This is a genomic window from Actinokineospora auranticolor (genome assembly GCF_002934265.1).
Lineage (GTDB): Bacteria > Actinomycetota > Actinomycetes > Mycobacteriales > Pseudonocardiaceae > Actinokineospora > Actinokineospora auranticolor.
This window is the reverse complement of sequence record NZ_PTIX01000032.1, coordinates 1-22,714: the sequence shown is the minus strand read 5'-3', so window position 1 is coordinate 22,714 and position 22,714 is coordinate 1. Positions and strand designations below refer to the sequence as shown.

Here is a 22,714-nt window from a genome sequence, read left to right as displayed (position 1 = left end):
CCCTCGATCGCGTGAGCGACCGAATCGTGACTTGTCGCGTCGCGGGGTGCGGAATCCGCGGGAGTGACGGCTGGTCAAAATGATCAGAGCTGGTCACGCTATCGGGCGTACCGTCCGAGGATTTCCACCCGTCGAGTGAGTATCGCGTCCCGCTGAACGCGCGCTGCGTTAGCGAAATTGGTTGTCCCCACGCTTTCGGGTATGTCCGATGCCAAGTTCTGTGAGTTTGCCTAAAGTGATCGACGTTTGAATCGGGCGAACCCAAAGGAATCGGGTATGGGCGCGGTGTTTAGGACCGGAGACCCGCGGCGCACCCGCGCGGGTGCGCTGGGTTTGGTCGCCGCCGTGGTGGCCACGCTGGTGCCGTTCGTCACGCCCACACCGGCGGAGGCGTCGGTGCGCACCAACTTCGACGCCGTCTACTCCAGCGAGGAGAACGGCGCCATCACGCTCGCGGGCGCCAGCTCCATGGACTGCCCGACCGCGGCGTCCGGCTGTACGTCCGCCCGCGCGGGCACCGCCACCGGCACCTCGAACAACAACAACCTGTACAACATGGCGTTCGTCGACGTGGACTCCGATTCGTCCACATCGAACTCCTCCACCGCCACGCTGTCGCTGCCCACCGGTTCCACCGTCCTCTACGCGCGGCTCGTCTGGGGCGGCCGCACCGTGGCGGGTACCAACGGCGTCGCGCCCACCAAGGCCGTCAACACCGCGAAGTTCAAGGCCCCCGGCGCCACGAGCTACACCACCTACACCGCCACCACGCTCATCCAGCCCACCGCGCTGGTCACCACGGACGGCGGCCCGTACCAGGCATCCCTCGACGTCACCTCCGCGGTCAAGACCGCGGGCAACGGCGTCTACGCCGTGGCCGACATCGGTTCGGCCACCGGCCAGGACCGGTACGCGGGCTGGTCGCTGGTCGTGGCCTACCGCAACCCGTCCTTGCCGCTGCGCAACCTGCGGGTGTTCGAGGGCTTCGCCGACATCACCTCCGCCACCGGCAACAACAGCGTCGACATCCCGGTGTCCGGCTTCCTCACGCCCACCACCGGCAACGTCAACGCCTCCGTCGGCGTCGTGGCCTGGGAGGGCGACTTCGGCACCACCGGCGACGCGCTGCGCCTGGCGAACACCACGCTGTCGGACGCGACCCGCCCGGCGAACAACTTCTTCGATTCGCGCATCAGCGACGCCGGTGTCGACCAGACCGGGCGATCGCCGGGCAACCTGAACAACTTCGGTGTCGACATCGGCCGCATCGCGACCACCAACGTGATCAGCAACGGCAGCACGTCGGCCACCATCAACCTGACCTCCAGCGGCGACTCATACTACCCCGGCGTCGTCACCAGCCAGATCGACCTGTTCACCCCCACCTTCAACGCGGTCAGCAAGACCGTGTCCAACCTCAACGGCAACAACCCGGCCCAGCCGGGCGACACCCTCGAGTACCAGCTCACCTTCACCAACTCCGGCGGTGACTACGCCGACGCCTCCGTCGTGCGCGACGTGCTGCCCGCCAACCTCACCTACGTCCCCAACAGCCTGGTCATCGACACCAACACCGGCGGTACCACCGGCACCCGGACGGACACGGCGGGCGACGACACCGGCGACTACACCGCGGCGGACAGGACAGTCCGCTTCCGGGTCGGCAGCGGCGCCACCGCGTCCACGGGCGGTTCGATCGCGCCCGGCGGCTCCGTCGCGGCCCGCTTCCGCGCCACGGTGAACCGCGCCGCCTCGGGCACCACCATCGCCAACACGCCTGTGCTGGACTACCGCGCCCGCACGCTAAACCGCCCGTACACCTTCTCCGGCAACGACGTGAACACCGTCGTCCGCGACCTCGCCGACCTGTCCGCGGGCAAGACCGTGGCCGCGCCGTCGCAGAACGCGGGCCAGACGGTCAACTACACCATCTCCGCCACCAACCAGGGGCCGAACAACGCCACCGGTGTCGTGCTCACCGACACCCTGCCCGCGGGCACCACGTTCGAGTCGGCGTCCCCGCCCGCGGGCGGCACCTGCACCCCGTCCGGGCAGAAAGTCACCTGCTCGGTCGGCGCGGTGGCCAACGGCGCCACCGTGTCCGTGCCGGTCGTGGCCAGGATCAACGCCGACTCGGCGGGTGGCGTCGTGATCAACTCCGTGACGGTGTCGGCGTCGACCGCCGACGACGTCACGGTCAACAACACCGCCACCGCCCCGGTCACCGTCACCCGCGCGGCCGACCTGCAGATCGCCTCCACGCTCAACGGCCCGGTCGTGCCCGGCACCGAGCAGGCCGTGCTCACCACCACCGTCACCAACGCGGGCCCCTCCACCGCCGAGAACGTGACGATCAGCGTCCCGCTGCCCGACGGCGTCTCCGTGGTGTGGGCGTCCTCCGGCTGCACCGTCGCGGCGGGCACCATGACCTGCGTCGTGGGCACCCTCGCGCCCGGCGTCAGCTACTCGGTCACCGCCGTGCTCGGTGTCGTCCCCAGCTACGCGGACCCGACCCTGTCCGTACCGTCCTCGGTGTCTTCGACAACCCCGGACACGTCCACGGGCGACAACTCCACCACGGCCACCGCCCCCGTCGAGCCGCTGGCCGACATCCAGGTGTCCAACAACGCCTCCACCAACGCACCGGTCGCGGGCTCCCGGCTCAACTACACCGTCATGGTGGCCAACCCGGGGCCGTCCGACGCGCGCAACGTCGTGGTCACCGTCCCGGTCCAGCCCGGCACCACGATCGTCAGCGCCACCCCGCAGTCCGGCACCTGCACCGTCGGCGCCACCGTGTCCTGCCAGCTGGGTGTCGTGCCCGCGGGCGGCGCCACCACGGTGAGCCTGCGCGTGGCCGTCAACCCCGACTACGCGGCGGGCCCGCTGCCCAGCGTCGCCACGGCGACCACCAGCACCCCGCAGGACGTCACCGACAACGACTCCGCCACCGTCACCGGCACCGTCAGCCGGGTCAGCGACCTTGGCCTGACCAAAACCGCCGTCCCGGCCCCGGTCGTGGCGGGCGCGCCGCTGGCGTACTCGCTCACCGTCACCAACCGCGGCCCTTCGGACGCGGGCGCGGTGGTCGTCAGCGACCCGCTGCCCGCCGGCCTGACCGTCACCGGCGTCCAGTCCACCTCCGGCACCTGCACCACCGTGGGCCGGACGGTCTCCTGCGCCCTCGGCACCGTCGCCAACGGCGGCACCGCCTCCGTGACCATCACCGCCGACACCCCGGGCACCGTGCCCGCCGCGGGCTTCAGCAACACCGCCACGGTCACCTCGGCCAGCACCGACCCGAACCCCGGCGACAACACCGCCACCCACCTCGCCAACGTCACCGCGCAGGCCGACGTCACGGTCACCGAGACGACCACCACCCCGAACATCCAGGCGGGCCAGTCCGGCCGCTACGTGGTCACCGTCGCCAACTCCGGCCCGTCGGTGGCCCAGGCGGTCACCCTCAACCAGACCATCCCGGCGGGCTTCGGCATCGGCACCATCGCCACCTCCACCGGCACCTGCCAGATCGTCAGCGGCCAGGTCCGCTGCGCCATCGGCGACCTGGCCAGCGAGGCCAGGGCCACGGTCACCATCGACGTCAACGTGCCGTCCGGCCAGGCCCTCGGCTCGGTCTCGGCCACCGGCACCGTCGCCTCGACCACCCCGGACCCGACCCAGTCCAACAACAGCGCGAGCGCCTCCGTCGCCGTTCGCGCGGTCGCCGACCTGCGCTTCTCCAACCTGCAGGACCCCGGCACCTTCATGGCCGGTGACACGTTCTCCCGCACCTTCAGCGTGATGAACGGCGGCCCGTCCGATGCCCGCGACACCACTATCGTGGCCGACCTGCCGGTCGGCGTGCTCGACCTCGCGGCCACCGTCGACGGCACCACCTGCGCCGTCACCGGCGCCCGCATCACCTGCGCCGTCGGCACCATGGCCGCGGGCCAGACGCTCAGCGGCGTGGTCACCGGCCGGATCGCCGCGTCCAGCCCGCCCGGTCCGCGCTCGTTCAGCGCCACCATCAGCTCGTCCACCCCGGACTCCGCGCCGCTGAACAACACGGTGTCCGCGAGCACCGCGGTCACCGCGTACGCGGGCCTGTCCATCCAGCAGACGGTCACCCCGTCGCCGCTGGTCGCGGGCGCGCTGGCCACCTACCAGATCGGCGCGACCAACAACGGGCCGTCCGACGCGACCAACGTCGTCATCACCCACACCCTCCCGGCCGCGCTGTCCGCGGTGTCCGCGTCCAGCTCGCTCGGCACCTGCGCCATCGCGGGCCAGGTCGTCACCTGCACCGTCGACCGGCTCCCGGCGGGCAGCCGCGCCGACGTCACAGTGGTCGTCAACGTCTCGCCCACCGCCTCCGGCACCGTCGAGACCAACGCCCAGGTGTCCACCGACACGCCCAGCCCCGGCGGTGAGGACCAGCTCAGCACGGTCAACACCCCGGTCGTGCAGACCGCCGACCTGGTACTCACCGGCACCGTCGGCCAGGACCCGGTCCGCGCGGGCACCGCGCAGACCTACAACCTCACCGTGTCCAACGCGGGCCCGTCCGCCGCCGCGAACGTGGTGCTGTCCGACACGCTGCCCGACGGGCTCGTGCTGCTGCCCGGCGGCGTCGCCACCCAGTCCGGCACCTGCACCCCGACCCCGGACAACAAGGGCGTCAACTGCACCTTCGGCACCATCCAGCCGGGCCGCTCCGTGGTCGTCGTGCTGACCGCGCTCGTCCCGTCCGACACTGCGGCGGGCACGGTCCTCATCGACACCGCCGCCGTCGGCTCGCCCACCGCCGACCCGACCATGGCCAACCGGTCGGTGTCGCTGCCCGCCACCGTCAGCACCGCCGCCGACCTGTCGGTCAGCACCACCTCGACGTCCACCAACGCCGAGGCCGGGCGCAACATCACCTACAACGTCACCGTCGCCAACGACGGCCCGTCGGTGGCCCGCTTGGTCACCATCACCGACCCGCTGCCCGCGGGCACCTCCTTCGTCTCCGCCGGCGCGGGCTGCTCGCTGGTCGGCACCGAGGTCCGCTGCGCCGTCGGCGACCTGGCCCAAGGCGCGATCTACACCCAGTCGGTCACCGTCCTGGTCGCCTCCGACTACGCGAGCCAGACCCTGGTCAACACCGCCACCGCGAGTTCGGCGACCGCGGACCCGAACACCGCGAACAACAACGGGTCGATCACCCACACCGTCAACACCAGCGCGGACCTGACCGCCACCAACACCATCGTGTCCGGGCCGCTGGTCGCGGGAACCCCGGTCACCTACCGGGTCGGCGCCACCAACAACGGCCCGTCCCTGGCACCCCAGGTCGTGCTCACCGACCGGCTGCCCGCCGGGCTCACCTACGGCAGCGCCACCCCGTCCGCGGGCGGTAGCTGCGTCCTGTCCGCGGGCGCCGTCCGCTGCACCTGGCCGTCGGTGCCGCTGGGCGCCGCCGTGTCCGCCGACATCACCGCCACCCTGGCCAGCGGCACCCCCGCGGGCTCGGCGTTCGCCAACACGGTCACCGCGTCCTCCGCGGTGCCGGACCCGAACCAGGCCGACAACTCCGCCACCGCCAGCGCCAACGTCGGCGCCACCGCCGACCTGTCGGTCGTGCAGACGCTGACCTCCGGCGCCCCCGTCGCGGGCGGCAAGCTCACCTGGCAGGCCGTGGTCCGCAACGACGGCCCGTCCTCCGCGTACGGCGTCACCACCGACGCGCCGCCCCCGGCGGGCATCCGCTTCGACAGCGCGACCGCCACCGCGGGCACCTGCACCTTCGACACCGCCGCCCACTGCGCCATCGGCACCCTGGCCGCGGGCGCCACCGCCACGGTCACCGTCACCGGCACCCTCGCCCCCGACTACACGGGCACGAGCGTCACCAACACCGTCACCGTGACGTCCACCTCGACCGACCCGAACACCGCCAACAACACCTCGTCGGCGGTCTCGGACACCTCCAGCAGCGCCGACCTGCGCCTGGCCATCACCTCCGCGCCCGACCCGGCCGTGCCCGGTTCACCGGCCACCTGGACCCTCACCGCCACGAACGCGGGCCCGTCCACCTCGCGCGGCGTCGTGCTCAACGCCGACCTGCCCGCCGGGGTCACCCCGCAGCCGCAGGCGGGCTGCGCCATCACCGGCCAGCGGATCAGCTGCCCCGTCGGCGACATCGCCACCAACGCCACCGGCACGGTCACCGTCACGGGCAGGCTCGCCCCCGGGTTCGCCGAGAACAGCCTGCGCGTCACCGGCACCGTCACCAGCGGCACCGCCGACCCCGACGCGGGCTCCAACACCGCCACCAGCAGCACCGCGCTGAGCCCGCAGGCCGACCTCGCGGTCACCGCCACCCCGCCCGCCAACCCGGTCGCGGGCCAGACCGCCACCTGGACCGTCCGGGTCGCCGACACCGGCCCGTCCGACGCGGTCGGCACCTCGCTCACCATCTCCGTCCCGGCCTACGTCTACAACGCCCGGGCGAGCTGGCCCACCGGCTCCTGCGCGGTCTCCGGCGCCGTGGTCACCTGCCCGCTCGGCGTGATCGCCGCGGGCCAGACCACCGAGGTCAGCTTCACCGGCACCATCGACGCGGGCTACTCCGGCCCGCTCACCCTCGGCGCCGAGGCCATCGCGCAGACCAACGACCCGGTGCTGGCCAACAACGTCGTCGACGTCGTGGGCTCCGCCAGCACCGCCGCCGACCTGGTCAGCACCATCGCCGGACCCGACGCCGCGGTGCCCGGCACCCAGCTCACCTGGGTGCAGAGCACCCGCAACCTCGGGCCGTCGACCGCCACCGCGGTCGTGCTCACCAACACCGTCCCCGAGGGCCTCACCGGCGTCACCGCCACCACGCCCGCGGGCAACTGCACCGTCACCGGCCGCGACATCAGCTGCGCCACCGGCGACCTGCAGCCCGGGGCCACCGTGCTGCTGACCATCGCAGGCACCCTCGCCGCCAACGTCACCGCGCCCACCCTCACCGACACCGGCGCGGGCACCTCCGGCGTCCCGGACCCGAACCAGGCCAACAACTCCGGCAGCGCGACCACCCCGGTCACCGCCAACGGCAACCTGCACGTCGCGCTCGCCGTCACCAGCGGCCAGCCGGTGCAGGGCGCGCCGATCGAGTTCCGCATCGAGGTCTCCAACGCGGGCCCGTCGGACGCCCAGGCGGTGACCGTCACCGACAACCTGCCCACGACCATCGGGCAGCTCACCGTGCTCACCTCGCAGGGCACCTGCGCCTTCACCGGCCAGGCCCTGGGCTGCGACCTCGGCACCGTCGCCGCGGGCGCGCCGCCCGTCGCGATCACCGTGCGCGGCGTCCTCGCCAACGGCGCGGGCGACACGGTCACCAACTCGGCCACCGCGAGCAGCGCCACCACCGAACTCGACCAGTCCGACAACACCGGCACCGTGATCGCCTCGGCCACCGAGTCGGCCAACCTCGCCGTCACCGTCGACGTGCCCGGCAGCGTCGTGGCGGGCACCCCGCTGACCTACACCGTCACCGTCACCAACAACGGCCCGTCCACCGCCCGCGGCGCCACCCTCGACCGGGTCCTGCCCGCCGCCCTCACCGGCGTCACCACCGACCTGCCCGGCTGCACCACCGCGTCCTGCGCGCTCGGCGACATCGCCCCCGGCGCCTCGGTCGTCGTCAAGATCACCGGTACGGTCGACCCGCTCTACCAGGGCGTGGAGCTCGAGACCCGGATGAGCACCGGGTCGCAGGCCCCCGACCCGGACAGCCGCGACAACTCGACCACCTCCCGGGTCCAGGTCACCCGCGGCGCCGACCTCAGCGCCGACCTGCACGTCGACCCGACCCCGGTCGTGCCGGGCCGGTCGCTGCTCTACACCGCGACCATCGCCAGCCCCGGCCCGTCCGCGGTGCGCGGCGTGGTCACCTTCTCGCCGCTGCCCGACGGCACCGAGATCTCCGGGCCGATCACCAGCGACCAGGGCACCTGCTCGGTGGTCGTCCGCAGCGTCGTCTGCGACCTCGGCCTCATCGCGCCCGGGACGCCGATCACCGTCAAGATCCCGGTCACGCTGGCCCCGTCGTTCGCCGAGCCGACGCTGTCGAACACCATCGACGTGCAGGCCTCCACCCCCGACCCGAACCCGGCGAACAACTCCGCCACCGCGAGCGCCCAGGTCAGCGCCCAGGCCGACCTCGGTGTCCGGCTCGACGCCGCCGACCAGGTCACCCCCGGTGAGCTGACCGGCTGGACCATCACCGTCACCAACAACGGCCCGTCCGACGCCCCGGCCGCGGTCGTGCACAACCTGCCCGCCGACGTCGACGACATCTCGGCGGTCAGCTCCCAGGGCACCTGCCAGGTCACCGGCCAGACCCTGCGCTGCGACCTGTCCACGATCGCCTCGGGCGCCGCGGTGACGGTCACCGTCTACGGCAGGCTCTCGCCGGACATCACCGCCGACGAGCTGACCAGCGACGTCGCGGTCGAGTCCACCGTGCCCGAACCGGACCCGAACCAGCCGGACAACCGCACCGACAGCGCGACCAGCGCGGTCGTGGCCACCTCGGACATCTTCGTCCAGGTCAACGCCGACCAGGACCCGATCACCCCGGGCCTGCCCGCCTCCTGGACCGTCCTCGTGACCAACGCGGGCCCGTCCACCGCCCGCGACGTGGTGCTCACCGGCCTCGCCCCGGCCGAGACCACCGGCGCCACCATCACCGCGCCCGCGGGCGTCACCTGCGACGCGAACCTGCGCTGCGTGATCGGCACCCTGCCCACCGGCAAGGAAGGCACCGTCCAGTTCACGCTGCGCGCCGACGTGCCCCCCGGCGTCACCGCCCCGGTGCTCAACGCGTCCGCCACGGTCACCGGCTCGAACCCCGACCCGAACCCGGGCGACAACACCGCGACCGCCAGCACCCCGATCAGCGCCACCGCCGACCTGCGGCTCGGCATCACCGTCGACCCGCGGCCCATCGTCGCGGGCGGCGCGGTGACGATCACCGCCACGGTCACCAACGCGGGCCCGTCCACCGCGCCGGGCACCACCTTCACCCTGCCCGTCCCGACCGGCGTCGAGGACGTCACCGTCGACGCGCCGCCGGGCGTCACCTGCGACACCTCGATCAGCTGCACCGTCGGCGACGTGCCGCCCGGCCAGCTGCGGATCGTCGTCCGCGGCCGGGTCACGCCGACCTTCACCGACGACTCGCTGACGCTGTCCGCCGCGGTCACCTCCGCCATCGCCGACCCGAACCCGGCGGACAACACCGTCACCACCGTCGAACAGTCCAGTGTGGACGCCGACCTCGCGGTCACCGCCACCATCGACCCGGCGGCCCCGGTCGCGGGCTCCCCGGTCACGGTCAACGCCAAGGTCCGCGCGAACGGCCCGTCCACCGCCACCGGCGTGACCTTCCGGCTGCCGGTGCCCGCCGAACTGCGCGACGTCGTCGTCACCGGGCCCGCCGGGGTCACCTGCGACGACGCCGCCGCCTGCCAGATCGGCACCATGGCGCCCGGCACCGAGGTCGACATCGTGCTCCGCGGCGTCGTGGCCGCCGACTTCACCGGCGGCTCGATCGCGCTGACCGCGTCGGTCGACGGCGACACCCCCGACAACGTGCCCGGCAACGACACCGCCACGGTCACCTCGTCGGTGTCCACCTCGGCCGACCTGTCCGTGGCCACCGTGGTCGACCCGGCCCCGCTCACCGCGGGCTCGCCGGTCACCCTGACCTCCACCATCCACAACACCGGGCCGTCCACCGCCGACCAGGTCGTGTTCGCCCTGCCGATCCCGGCCGGGTTCACCGGTATCACCGTCACCGCGCCCGCCGGGGTCACCTGCGACAACTCCGTGCGGTGCACCGCCGCCGCGATCGGCCCCAACCAGGACGTCGTGGTGGTCGTGCGGGGCCAGGTGGCACCCGAGTTCCCCGACGGCCCGCTGACCATCGCCTCGAACGTCACCTCGCCGGTCGCCGACCCGAACCCGGCCGACAACACCTCGCAGGTCGCCACCGCCGTCGGCATCGCCTCCGACGTCCGGGTCACGCTCACCGTCGACCCGACGCCGCTGGTGGCGGGCTCGCCGGTCACCGCGACGGCCACCATCCGCAACACGGGCCCGTCCACCGCGACCGGCGTCGCCCTCACCCTGCCGGTGCCCGCCGGGCTGGAGAACGTCGTCGTGACCGCCCCGCCGGGCGTCACCTGCGACTCGACCATCTCCTGCGTCGTCGGCACCATCGCGCCGAACACCGACCTGGTCATCACCGTCGGCGGCCGGATCGCGCCCGCCTTCGCGGGCCCGAACCTGAGCCTGACCGCCGTCACCACCACGACCAGCGCCGACCCGAACAACGCCGACAACACGGTCACCACGACCACCGCCGTCGGCGCGGACGCGGGCGTCAGCGTCGCCCTGGCCGTCGACCCGGCCCAGGTCACGCCCGGCACCCCGGTCATCGCGACCGCCACGGTCCGCAACGCCGGTCCGTCCACCGCCACCGGTGTCACGCTGTCGCTGCCGGTGCCCGCCGGGCTCATCGACGTGGTGGTCACCGCGCCCAACGGCGTCACCTGCGACAACACCGTGTCCTGCGTCCTCGGGGCCATCGCGCCCGACACCGAGGTCGTGGTGACGGTGGGCGGCGCCCTCGACCCGGCCTACCAGGGCGCGGACATCGCGTTCACCGCGAGCACCACGTCGCCGACCCCGGACCAGAACCCGGCCGACGACACCACCACGGTCACCAGCCCGGTCGGCGCCGCCGCCGACCTCGACGCGGCGATCACCGTCAACCCGACCGCGCCGGTCGCCGGTCAGCCGATCGAGATCGTCGCCGACCTGGTCAACCGCGGCCCGTCCACGGCCACCGGCGTCACCCTCGCCGTGCCGGTCCCGGCGGGCGTCACCGGCGTGACCGTCGACGCCCCCGCGGGCGTCACCTGCGACGCGACCGTCAGCTGCGCCGTCGGCACCCTGGCGCCGGGCGCGAGCGTCCGCATCACGCTGCGCGGCACCGTCGCGCCGGACGTGACCGCGCCGATCTCTGTCACCGCCACCGGCAGCTCGCCGACCGCCGACCCGACACCGGCCAACAACACCGCCACCGCGACGGGCACCACGGCCGCCAGCGCCGACCTCGCGTTCACCGGCGTGGTCACCCCCGCGCCGCTCACCGCGGGCACCGTGGCGACCATCGCGGCCAAGCTGGTCAACAACGGCCCGTCCACCGCCACCGGGATCACCTTCTCGGTGCCGGTGCCCGCCCAGATCACCGGCGTCACCGTCGAGGCACCGCCGGGCGTCACCTGCGACAACGCCGTCACCTGCTCGGTGGCGAGCGTCCCGCCGGGCGGCACCGTCGACGTGGTCATCCGCGGCACCGTGCTGCCCACGGTCACCGGACCGATCACCGTCACCGGCTCGGCGTCCTCGCCGGTCGCCGACCCGAACACCGCCGACAACGCCTTCACCACCACGGGCACCGTCGGCACCGCCGCCGACCTGAACGCCAGCGTCGGCTTCGACCCCGGCCAGGTCGTCGCGGGCTCGCCGATCGGGGCCACGGTCACCATCCGCAACGCGGGCCCGTCCACCGCCGCGGGCACCACCGTGTCCGTGCCGGTACCCGCCGGGCTCATCGACGTGGTGGTCACCGCGCCCAACGGCGTCACCTGCGACAACACCGTGTCCTGCGTCCTCGGCGACGTCGCCCCCGGCGCCGACGTCGTGATCGGCGTCCGCGGCCGCGTCGCCCCCGACCACACGGGCGACATCACCCTGACGGCGACCGCGGCCACCACGGCCACCGACCCGTCCGCCGCCGACAACACCGGCACCGCCACAACCCAGGTCGCCACCTCGGCCGACCTGCGGGTCACCTCGACCCTCGACCCTACCGCCCTGGTCGCGGGCGAACCGTTCCGCGCCGTCACCACCATCGAGAACACCGGCCCGTCGACGGCCACCGGCACGGCCTTCACCCTGCCGATCCCGCCGGGCGTCACCGGCGTCCAGGTCGTCGCCCCGGCGGGCGTCACCTGCGACACGCTGATCACCTGCACCGTCGGCACCGTCGCCCCGGGCACCCCGGTGCGCATCGAGGTCACCGGCCTCGTCGACCCGGCCTACACCGGCGGCCCGCTGACCTTCACCAGCACCGCCACGTCCGACACCCCGGACCCGACCCCCGACGCCAACTCGACGACCATCACCGCGAACGTGCGCGTCGCCGCCGACATCCGGGCCGTCGTCACGCCGACCCCGCTCAGCGTCGCCTCGGGCACCCCGGTCACCGTCACGGTCACGGCCCGCAACGTCGGCCCGTCGACCGCCACCGGCGTCACCCTCTCCGTACCCGTCCCGGCGGGCCTGCAGGGCGTCACCGTGGTCGCCCCGGCCGGTGTCACCTGTGACAACACCGTCGCCTGCGCCATCGGCACGCTCGCCCCCGACACCCAGGTCACCGTCGAGGTCCGGGGCACCGTCGCGGCCGACTACACCGGCGACCAGATCGTGTTCACCGGCACCGCCCAGGCCACCACCGACGACCCGAACCCGGCCGACAACACCGCGACCACCCCGGTCCAGGTCAACGCCACGGCCGACCTGAGCGCGACCACCACGGTCGACCCGGGCCAGGCCACCGCCGGGTCACCGGTCACCGTCACCACCACGATCCGCAACGGCGGCCCGTCCTCCGCGGTCGGCACGACCTTCACCCTGCCCGTGCCCGCGGGCCTGACCGGCGTCACCGTCACCGCGCCGCCGGGCGTCATCTGCGACTCGTCGATCACCTGCGCGGTCGGCGACATCGACCCCGGCACCGACGTGGTGATCACCGTGCGCGGCACCGTCGCGCCCGACTTCACCGGCGCGCTGACCATCGACACCGCCGTCACCTCGCCCACCCCCGACCCGGACACGGCGGGCAACACCAGCAGCACCACCATCCCGGTGACGGCCAACGCCGACCTGTCCGCCGCCTTCACCCTCGACCCGCCCACCCTCACCGCGGGCACGGCGTTCACCGGCACGGCCACCCTGCGCAACGCGGGCCCGTCAACCGCCACCGGCGTCACCTTCACCCTGCCCGTCCCGGCGGGCGTGCAGGACGTCACGGTCACCGCGCCCGCCGGTGTCACCTGCGACAACACCATCAGCTGCACCGCCGCCACCGTGGCACCGGGGCAGAGCATCGCGGTGACCGTCAACGGCCGCGTCGCCGCCGACTTCACCGGCACGACCCTGCCGTTCACCGCCACCGCGGGCTCGGCCACACCCGACAGCACACCGGCCAACAACTCGGTCACCGTCGACGCCCAGTCCGGCGCCGCCGCCGGCCTCACCGCGGCCACCGTCGTCAACCCGACCAGCCTCACCGCGGGCTCGCCGGTCACCGTCCGCACCACGATCCACAACGACGGCCCGTCCACCGCCGCGGGCGCCCGCTACACCCTGCCCGTGCCCGCCGGGGTCACCGGCGCCACGGTCATCGCGCCGCCCGGTGTCACCTGCGACAACACCGTCGCCTGTGACCTGGGCACCATCGCCCCCGGGGCCGACGTCGTCATCGAGGTCCGCGGCACCGTCGCACCGGACTTCGCCGGCGCCGACCTGACCTTCACCGCCACCGCGACCACCCCGACGCCCGACCCCGACCAGAGCGACAACACCAGCACGGTCGTCGCGCCGGTCGGCCGCAGCGCCGACCTGGGCGTCACCGTGGCCACCGACCCGGCGACGGCCACCGCGGGCTCGCCGGTCTCGCTCACCGCCACGGTCACCAACGCCGGGCCGTCCACCGCCGGGCCTGCCACCTTCACCGTCTCGATCCCGGCAGGCCTGACCAACGTCCAGGTCACCGCGCCCGCCGGGGTCACCTGCGACAACACCGTCACCTGCACCATCGACTCGGTCGCCCCCGGCGCCCAGGTCGTGATCACCGTCGGCGGCACCATCGCGCCCGACTACACCGGCCCCGCGCTGTCGTTCACCAGCGCGATCTCCTCGGCCGCGAGCGACCCGAACAACTCGGGCAACGTCACCACCGTCCAGATCCCCGTGACGGTGGCCTCCGAGGTCTCGTTCGTCTCGATCACCGGCCCGAGCAGCGCCGTCGCGGGCACGCCGATCGAGGTCCTCGCGACCATCCGCAACAACGGCCCGTCCACCGCGCAGGGCGTCACCCTCACGCTGCCGATCCCGGCGGGCCTGACCGGAGTCACCGTGTCCGCGCTGGCCCGAGCCACGTGCGACAACTCGGCCGTCTGCGACCTCGGCGACCTGCTGCCCGGCGCCGAGGTCACGGCGACCATCCGCGGCACCGTCGACCCGGCGTTCACCGGACCGTCGCTGACCTTCACCGGCACCGTCGCCTCGGCCAGCACCGACCCGATCCCGGCCAACAACGCGGGCACCGTCACCGTCGGCGTCACCGTGGCCGCGGACCTCGCGGTCACCACCGCGCTCGACTCGACCACCCTCACCGCGGGCGAACCGGTGCGGCACACCGCCACCATCCGCAACAACGGCCCGTCCACGTCGTCGGCGATCACCGTCTCGCTGCCGGTGCCCGCCGGGCTGACCACTGTGGCCGTCACCGCGCCGCCCGGCGTCACCTGCGACAACACCGTCACCTGCACCATCCCGCCGCTCGCCGCGGGCCAGTCGGTCGACATCGTGGTCACCGGCACCGTCGACCCGGCCTTCACCGGCACCGACCTCGACTTCACCGCCGACGTCACCGCCGCCTCCGGCGACCCGGGCGCCGCGGACAACACCGCGTCCATCACCGCGCAGGTGAGCCAGTCCGCCAACCTGGGCGTCACCGCCGCCCTCGACCCGGCCGCCCTCACCCCGGGCTCCCCGGCCAAGGTCACCGCCACCGTCCGCAACGCCGGACCGTCGACCGCCCAGGGCGTCACCTTCACCGTGCCGATCCCGGCGGGCCTGACCAACGTCACCGTCACCGCCCCGGCAGGCGTCACCTGCGACACCACGGTCTCCTGCGCCATCGGCGACCTGGCGCCCGGCGCGAGCCTGGACTTCGTGATCGACGGGGTCCTCGCGCCCAACGCCAACCCGGGCACCACCACCTTCACGGTGACCGCGAACTCCACCACGCCGGACCCCGACGAGGGCAACGACGTCGTCGTCCTGAACGCCAACGTCACCGCGTCCGCGGGCCTGTCCGTGGGCACCACCTTCAGCCCCGGCACCCTCACCGCGGGTGACCCGTTCACCGCCACCACGGTGATCGGCAACACCGGGCCGTCCACCGCCACCGGAGTCACCTTCACCCTGCCCATCCCGGCGGGCGTCGAAGGCGTCACCGTCACCGCCCCGCCGGGCATCACCTGCGACAACACCGTCTCCTGCACCATCGGTGACGTCCCGCCCGGCACCGACATCACCATCGTCGTCAACGGCCGGGTCAGCCCCACCACGACCACCGCGCCGACCTTCGTGGCCACCGTCGCCTCGCCGACCCCCGGCCCGAACCCGGCCGACCGCACCGTCACGGTCACCCCGCCGCTGTTCGTGGCGTCCGACCTGAACGTCGCCCTCGTGCTCGACCCGACCACCCCGACCGCGGGCACCCCGCAATCGGCCACGGTCACCGTCGGCAACACCGGACCGTCCGCGGCCACCGGCGTCGTCGTCACCATCCCCGTGCCCACGGGCCTCACCGGCGCCCAGTTCACCGCGCCCGCCGGGGTCACCTGCGACGCGGGCGGCAACTGCGTGATCGACACGCTGGCCCCCGGCACCCAGGTCGACATCACCGTGCGCGGCACCGTCGCCCCGGGCGCCACCGGCGACCTGACGTTCACCGCCACCGCCACGTCGTCGTTCAGCGACCCGGCACCGGCCGACAACACCGTCACCGTCACCGCGCCGATCACCGCCAGCGCCGACCTCGTGACCCGCGCCGCGATCACCTCCGGCCTGCCCACCGCGGGCCGACCGGTCGCGATCACCACCTCGGTCACCAACGACGGCCCGGGCGCGGCCACCGGCGTCACCCTCACCGTGCCGCTGCCCGCAGGCCTGCGGAACGTCACCGTCACCGCGCCGCCCGGCGTCACCTGCGACAACACGGTGGTCTGCGTGATCGGCACCCTGGCGCCCGGCGCCACGGTCACCATCGACATCGGCGGCGACCTCGGCGCCGACGCCAACGGGCCGTTCGACATCGTCGCGACCACCACCAGCGCCACCGACGACCCCGACGACACCGACAACTCGGTCACCGCCACCGGCGCCGTGCAGGTCGTGTCCGACCTGGTCCTCGCCGCCACCCTCGGCCCGGACCCGCTGGTGGCGGGCTCCGCCGCGGCCATCACCGCGACCGCCACCAACCAGGGCCCCTCGATCGCCCGCAACGTCACCATCACCGTGCCGGTGCCCGACGGCCTCCAGTCCGTCGTGGTCAACGCCCCCGCCGGGGTCACCTGCGACACCACCGCCACCTGCGTCGTCGACACCCTCGAACCCGGCGCCAGCGTCGAGATCACCGTCGTCGGCACCGTCGCCGCCGACCGGGTCGAAGACCTCGCCACCACGGTGACCGCCGACTCCGACTCGATCGACCTCGACACCGACACCAACTCGGTCGCCCTGACCAAGCCGGTCACCGCCTTCGCCGACCTGTCCGTGGTCGCCGACTTCGAAGCCGCCCAGCTCACCGCTGGCTCCGAGGCCACCATCCGGGCCACGGTCCGCAACGCGGGCCCGTCCACGTCGAGCAAGACCCGGTTCTCCCTTGGACTCCCGGGCGAGCTGCAGAACATCACGATCACCGCCCCGCCGGGCGTCACCTGCGACAACACCATCGCCTGCGACCTCGGCGACCTGCCGCCCGGCGCGTCCCTGGACTTCGTGGTCCGCGGCGTCTTCGACTCCGACGTCACCGGCGACGCCGCCGTGACCGCCCAGGTCGAGTCCGCCACCCCCGACCCGGACCCGAGCAACGACTCGGTGTTCGTCAGCCAGGACGTCACCTCCGTCACCGACCTCGGCGTCACCATGAACGGCCCCGCCCAGGTCACCGCCGGTGAGGACATCACCTGGGGCATCACCGTCCACGCGGGCGGCCCCTCCGACGCCCGCAACGTCGTCCTGGTCGACACCCTGCCCAAGGGCGTCACCCTGGTCGCCGCGGACCCGTCCTGCACCCTCACCGACCGCACCCTCCGGTGCGTGCTCGGCACCGTCACCACCGACACCGACCGGATCCTGACCATCACCGCCCACGTCGACGCCAACTACGTCGGCGGCCAACTCGACAACGCGGTCTCGGTCACCTCCACCACCGCCGACACCGACCAGGACAACAACACCGCGGCCGTCGCCTCCGACGTCGCCCGCTCGGTCGACCTCGGCATCGACAAGACCCTCACCCCGGCCTCGGTCACCCCCGGCGGCCAGGCCACCTTCACCCTCGACGTCTACAACTACGGACCGTCCGCGGCGACCGGCGTCCTCGTCACCGACCCGCTGATGACCGGACTGACCCCGGCCACCGCCACCGCCACCAAGGGCTCCTGCGTCATCGACGGCCAACTCGTCACCTGCGCGCCCGGCGACCTCGACCCGCTGGAGACCATCCAGATCACGATCGTCGTCGACGTCGCGGCGGGCTTCGTCCCCGACGAGGTCAGCAACACCGCGACCGTGCTGTCCGACGACCCCGACAGCGACCCGATCGACAACGCCGCCAGCGTCGCGGGCCCGTCCGCGCCGCAGGCCGACCTGTCCGTGGTCAAGACCGCCGACCAGGCCAACCACCGGCCGGGCGACACGATCACCTGGCTGGTCACCACGACCAACAACGGCATCTCCACCGCCCGCGGCGTCACCGTGACCGACCTGCTGCCCGCCTCCGTCGAGGTCACCACCCCGCCGAACGGCTGCGTCACCCGCGGCAGCGCCCTGATCTGCGCCATCGGCGACATCAACCCCGGCGCCTCGACCCCGCTGACCATCACCGGCACCGTCCGCGCCGACGCCGCCGCGGGTCCGATCACCAACAGCGCCGCCGTCGCCTCCACCACCGCCGAACAGGACTCCGACGACAACTCGGCGGCCGTCACCACCCAGCTCAACGCCAGCCCCGACCTGCGGGTCACCAAGAGCGTCGACGGCGGGCAGATCGTGCCCGGCACCCAGGCCACCTGGGTGGTCACCGTGACCAACGCGGGCGACGCCTTCGCCCGGGACGTCGTGCTCACCGACGCGCTGCCCGCGGGCGCCACGCTGGTCTCCAGCACCGGCGCCACCTGCGCCAACACCGACGGCGTGGTCACCTGCCCGCTCGACGCGCTGGCCCCCGCGGCCACCGTCACGGTGCGGCTCCGCGCCGCCATCGCCGCGGACCTGGACGGCACGGCCATCAGCAACTCGGCCCGCGTCACCTCCAGCACCCCCGACGCCAACAGCGGCGACAACAACAGCGCGGTCAGCACCACCCTGACCAGGCAGACGGGCCTGTCGGTCACCAAGACGACCGAGCAGACCAAGGCCACCGTCGGCGACACCATCACCTGGGTGGTCACCATCGCCAACACCGGCCCGTCGGCCGCGCCGTCCGTCCAGGTCACCGACCTGCTGCCCGAGGGGATCACCCTGATCTCCGCGGTCACCAGCCAGGGCACCTACGACCCGGCCACCGGCCTCTGGCACCTCGACTGGGTCGGCCCCGCGGACCAGCGCACGCTGACCGTCACGGCCCGCGTCGACCGCGAAGGACCGCTGGTCAACATCGCCACCCTCGCCGTCCAGGACGTCCTCGACTCCGCCGACGACAACTCCGCGTCCGCCACCACCGAGGTGAGCGCCGCCGAGACGAGCACCGAGACACCCACCCCGACGACCGAGACGCCCACCACCAGCACCAACGGCGGCACCACGACCACGACCGACGACACCGCCACCGACCAGGACCTCAGCTACACCGGCTTCCCGGTCCTGCGGTGGCTGAGCCTCGGCCTGCTGCTCACCCTTCTGGGCGTCACGCTGGTGTACCAGCCCTGGCGCCGAGGTAGGCGTTCATGACCTGTGGCACGCCGTCCACCCGGGCCCCGGGCGCGGGTGGACACGTCCACGGCGGTCCGCGGCGGAACCCCCGCCGCGGACCGGGAGGACGGAACCCCCGCCACGGGCCGGGGGTGCGGGAAGGAGAACGCGCGGTGGCGCGCATTCTGATCGCGGAGGACGACGACGACCTGCGTGAGCTGATCACGTTCAAAATCGAACAGGCGGGCCACACCACCACCCCGGTGGGCACCGGCCCCGAGGTACTCGACCAGGTCGCCGCCGACCGGCCCGACCTGCTGCTGCTCGACGTCACCCTGCCCGGCATGGACGGCCTGCGGGTCTGCGCCACCCTCCGCGAGCGCCACCCCACCCCGCACCTGCCGATCATCCTGCTCACCGGCATGACCAAGCAGTCCGACATCGACGCGGGCCTCACCAGCGGCGCCGACGACTACGTCTGCAAACCCTTCAAACCCGCCGACCTGCTCGACCGCATCCACGCCCTCCTCCCGAGCCATGAGGGGTGACGGGCCGCTGATGGACCCCCGCGACATCGACCCCGGCTCCATCCACATGGCGCCACCCACCCACGCACCACCCCCCGACGAACCCGAAGACGACCTCACCCCCGAGGACGACCACCGCCCGACCTGGCGCTGGACCGTCGGCAGGCTCCTGGCCGCCGGCTACATCCTGGCCATCGGCAGCCTCCTCGTCGTCGGCTTCAACTCCTTCATCCGCATCGGCACCCTCATGCAGGACCGCCGACCCGTCGAACACAGCCACGAGGTCCTCGCCCAGATCGGCGACGTGTGGCAGCGCATCCAAGACGCCGAACGCGGCCAACGCGGCTTCCTCATCGCGGGCGACCCCCAGTACCTCACTCCGTACAACAGCGCCGCCGACTCCCTGCGCCCCGCCCTGGCCACCCTCCGCAGCCTGGTCGCCGACGAACCGCAGTCCGTCCAACTGGCCCAGTCGCTGGAGCCGGTCGTCAACGACAAACTCGACGAACTCGCCGAGACCATCGCCCTCTACCAGACCCAGGGCCCCGCCGCCGCCATCGAACTCGTCTCCACCGGGCGCGGAGCCCGCGACATGGACGCCATCGAGGACATCCTCGGCACCATGCGCCGCGAGGAGGAGGAACTGCTGGCGCTGCGCGAACAGGTCAGCACCGAGAGCGGCGAAGGCACCCGCGAACTCATCGCCTGGACCACCATCGGCGTCGGCGCCCTGGCCGCCCTCGGCGCCTTCTGGGTCACCCGCAAGGTCACCCGCCCCGTCGCCCGCGTCACCGCCGCCGCTGTCCAGGTCTCCTCGGGCAACACCACCGAACGCGCCGTCGTCGGCGGACCGGTCGAGATCGAGCGGATGGCCATGGCCGTCAACGCCTCCATGCAGGCCATGGTCGAGGCCCGCGACCAGGCCGTGGCCGCCAGCAAGGCCAAGGCCGCGTTCCTGGCCACCATGAGCCACGAGATCCGCACCCCGATGAACGCCGTCATCGGCATGACCGGGCTGCTGCTCGACACCGACCTCACCACCGAGCAGCAAGAACTGGTCCGCATCGTCCGCGACAGCGGCGACGCCCTGCTCGCGGTCATCAACGAGATCCTCGACTACTCCAAGATCGAGGCGGGCGAACTGGAACTGGAGGACGCCTCCTTCCACATCGCCGACTGCCTCGACAGCGCCCTCGCCCTGGTCGCGGTCGCCGCGGGGGAGAAGGACCTCGAACTCATCGGCTACGTCGACTCGTCCTGCCCGCCCGTGCTGCGCGGCGACGCCACCCGGCTCCGGCAGGTCCTGCTCAACCTGCTCAGCAACGCGGTCAAGTTCACCGCCCGCGGCGAGGTCGCCATCAACGTCCGCGCCGAACGCGTCTCCAACGAGGGCGACGGCGTCATCCGGCTGCACGCGGCGGTCAGCGACACCGGCATCGGCATCCCCCAGGAACACCTCGGCAGGCTGTTCCAGTCGTTCAGCCAGGTCGACGCCTCCACCACCCGCCGCTTCGGCGGCACCGGCCTCGGCCTGGCCATCAGCCACCGCCTCGCCGCCGCCATGGGCGGCGACATCACCGTCAACAGCACCCCCGGCCTCGGCTCCACCTTCACCGTCACCGCGATCCTCCGCGTGTCCCCGGTCACCGGCGGCGGAGACCTCCAACCCAGCTGGGCCGCGGTCATGACCGACCGCGTCGCCCTGGTCGTCGACGACAACGACACCAACCGCAGCGTGCTGTCAGCCCAACTGGCCGACATGGGTCTGCGCTCCACCGACTTCGTCTCCGCCAAGGCCGCCCTCGAAGTGGTCCGCAGCGGCGTCCACTTCGACGTCGCGCTGCTGGACATGGAGATGCCGGAGATGGACGGCCTCGAACTGGCCGCCAAACTACGCCAACTCCCCAGCGGCCAACGCCTGCCGCTCATGCTCCTCAGCAGCGTCACCGTCCCCCTCACCAAAGACCAACGCGAGATGTTCGAGTCGGTCCTCACCAAACCCGTCCGGGTCAGCACCCTGCGCACCACCCTGCACCGACTCCTCACCGGAGCCCAGGAAGCCGCCGAACGCGAACGCAAACCCGGCCCCGCCCCCGTCGGCGCCGCCGTCCTGCGCATCCTGGTGGCCGAGGACAACCTGGTGAACCAGAAGGTCGCCCAACTCATGCTCGCCAAACTCGGCTACCGAGCCGACATGGTCTCCAACGGCCGGGAAGCCGTCCAAGCCATCCGCCTACGCCCCTACGACGTCATCCTCATGGACGTCCGCATGCCCATCATGGACGGCCTCGAAGCCACCAAAACCATCCGAGCCGAACTCCCCGAAGACCGCCAACCCCACATAGTCGCCATGACGGCCAGCGTCCTGGTAGAAGACTGGAACGCCTGCACGGCGGCGGGAATGAACGACTACCTGCCCAAACCGGTACGCCCCGCCGACCTGGCCGAGGTCCTCCGCAAACTGACCGCGGAAATCCCCCAAGCCCGCATCGAGGACGACCACACCCCGGCCCCCCGACAAATCACCGAGCCCCGCACCCCCGACAAGACCACCAAACCCATATCCACCCCGGAAGTACAAGAGCGCGCCACCGCCATCCGAACCCGCCTGGAAGAACTAACCGGCCCAGACCCCTCAGAACCCGAACGCGCCCTCATGGCCAAACTCCTGACCTCCTTCTCCGTGAAATCCCCCACCACCCTCACCGAACTGGCCGACTCCCTCAACGCGGGCGACAAAGAGCAAACCGCCACCCAAGCCCACACCCTCAAAGGCGCCGCCGCCAACATCGGCGCCTCCACCCTCGCTGAACTCTTCGCCGACCTCGAAGACAAGGCCCGCTCCGCCACCCTCCCCGCGGCCGAACCCACCCTCGCCCCCCTCCGCGACGAACTAGACCTCGTCATCGCCGCCATCACCCTCCTCACCACCCAACTAGGCACCCAAGCCCTAGCCCCCTAACCCGCCCCACCCCAAGCCCTAGCCCCCACCCCACCCCACCCTGCCTTGCCCGCCCCGCCTGGCCCGCCGTGCCTGCCCCGCCCCGCCCACCCCGCCCCACCCCACTCTGCCTGGCCCACTCCGCCTGGCACGCCCCGCCTTGCCCGCCGTGCCTTGCCCACCTCGCCTCGCCTCGCCTTGCCCT

General features: G+C 72.8%; 3 protein-coding genes. All 3 read left to right on the top strand.

The features are described from left to right. The first annotated feature begins 276 nt into the window (after positions 1 to 276). The 3 genes from CLV40_RS33395 to CLV40_RS33385 all read left to right on the top strand — a co-directional run bounded on the left by CLV40_RS33395 (position 277) and on the right by CLV40_RS33385 (position 22,530). Positions 277 to 19,080: a DUF7507 domain-containing protein gene (locus CLV40_RS33395; protein ID WP_104483017.1), complete on the top strand. Its 18,804-nt coding sequence runs from the start codon at positions 277 to 279 to the stop codon at positions 19,078 to 19,080. A 134-nt stretch (positions 19,081 to 19,214) separates the two neighbouring features. Next, positions 19,215 to 19,589, top strand: a complete 375-nt coding sequence (locus tag CLV40_RS33390) for a response regulator transcription factor (protein ID WP_104483016.1) — start codon at positions 19,215 to 19,217, stop codon at positions 19,587 to 19,589. Beyond that, a complete protein-coding gene (locus tag CLV40_RS33385; RefSeq protein WP_104483015.1) occupies positions 19,579 to 22,530 on the top strand; it encodes a hybrid sensor histidine kinase/response regulator in 2,952 nt (983 codons plus the stop codon). The genes CLV40_RS33390 and CLV40_RS33385 overlap by 11 nt, the downstream gene beginning before the upstream one ends. Positions 22,531 to 22,714 lie beyond the last annotated feature (184 nt).

Excerpts from the sequence above, each read along its gene's own strand:
- CLV40_RS33395 (WP_104483017.1), top strand. The coding sequence starts at position 277 with ATGGGCGCGGTGTTTAGGACCGGAGACCCGCGGCGCACCCGCGCGGGT.
- CLV40_RS33385 (WP_104483015.1), top strand. The coding sequence starts at position 19,579 with ATGAGGGGTGACGGGCCGCTGATGGACCCCCGCGACATCGACCCCGGC.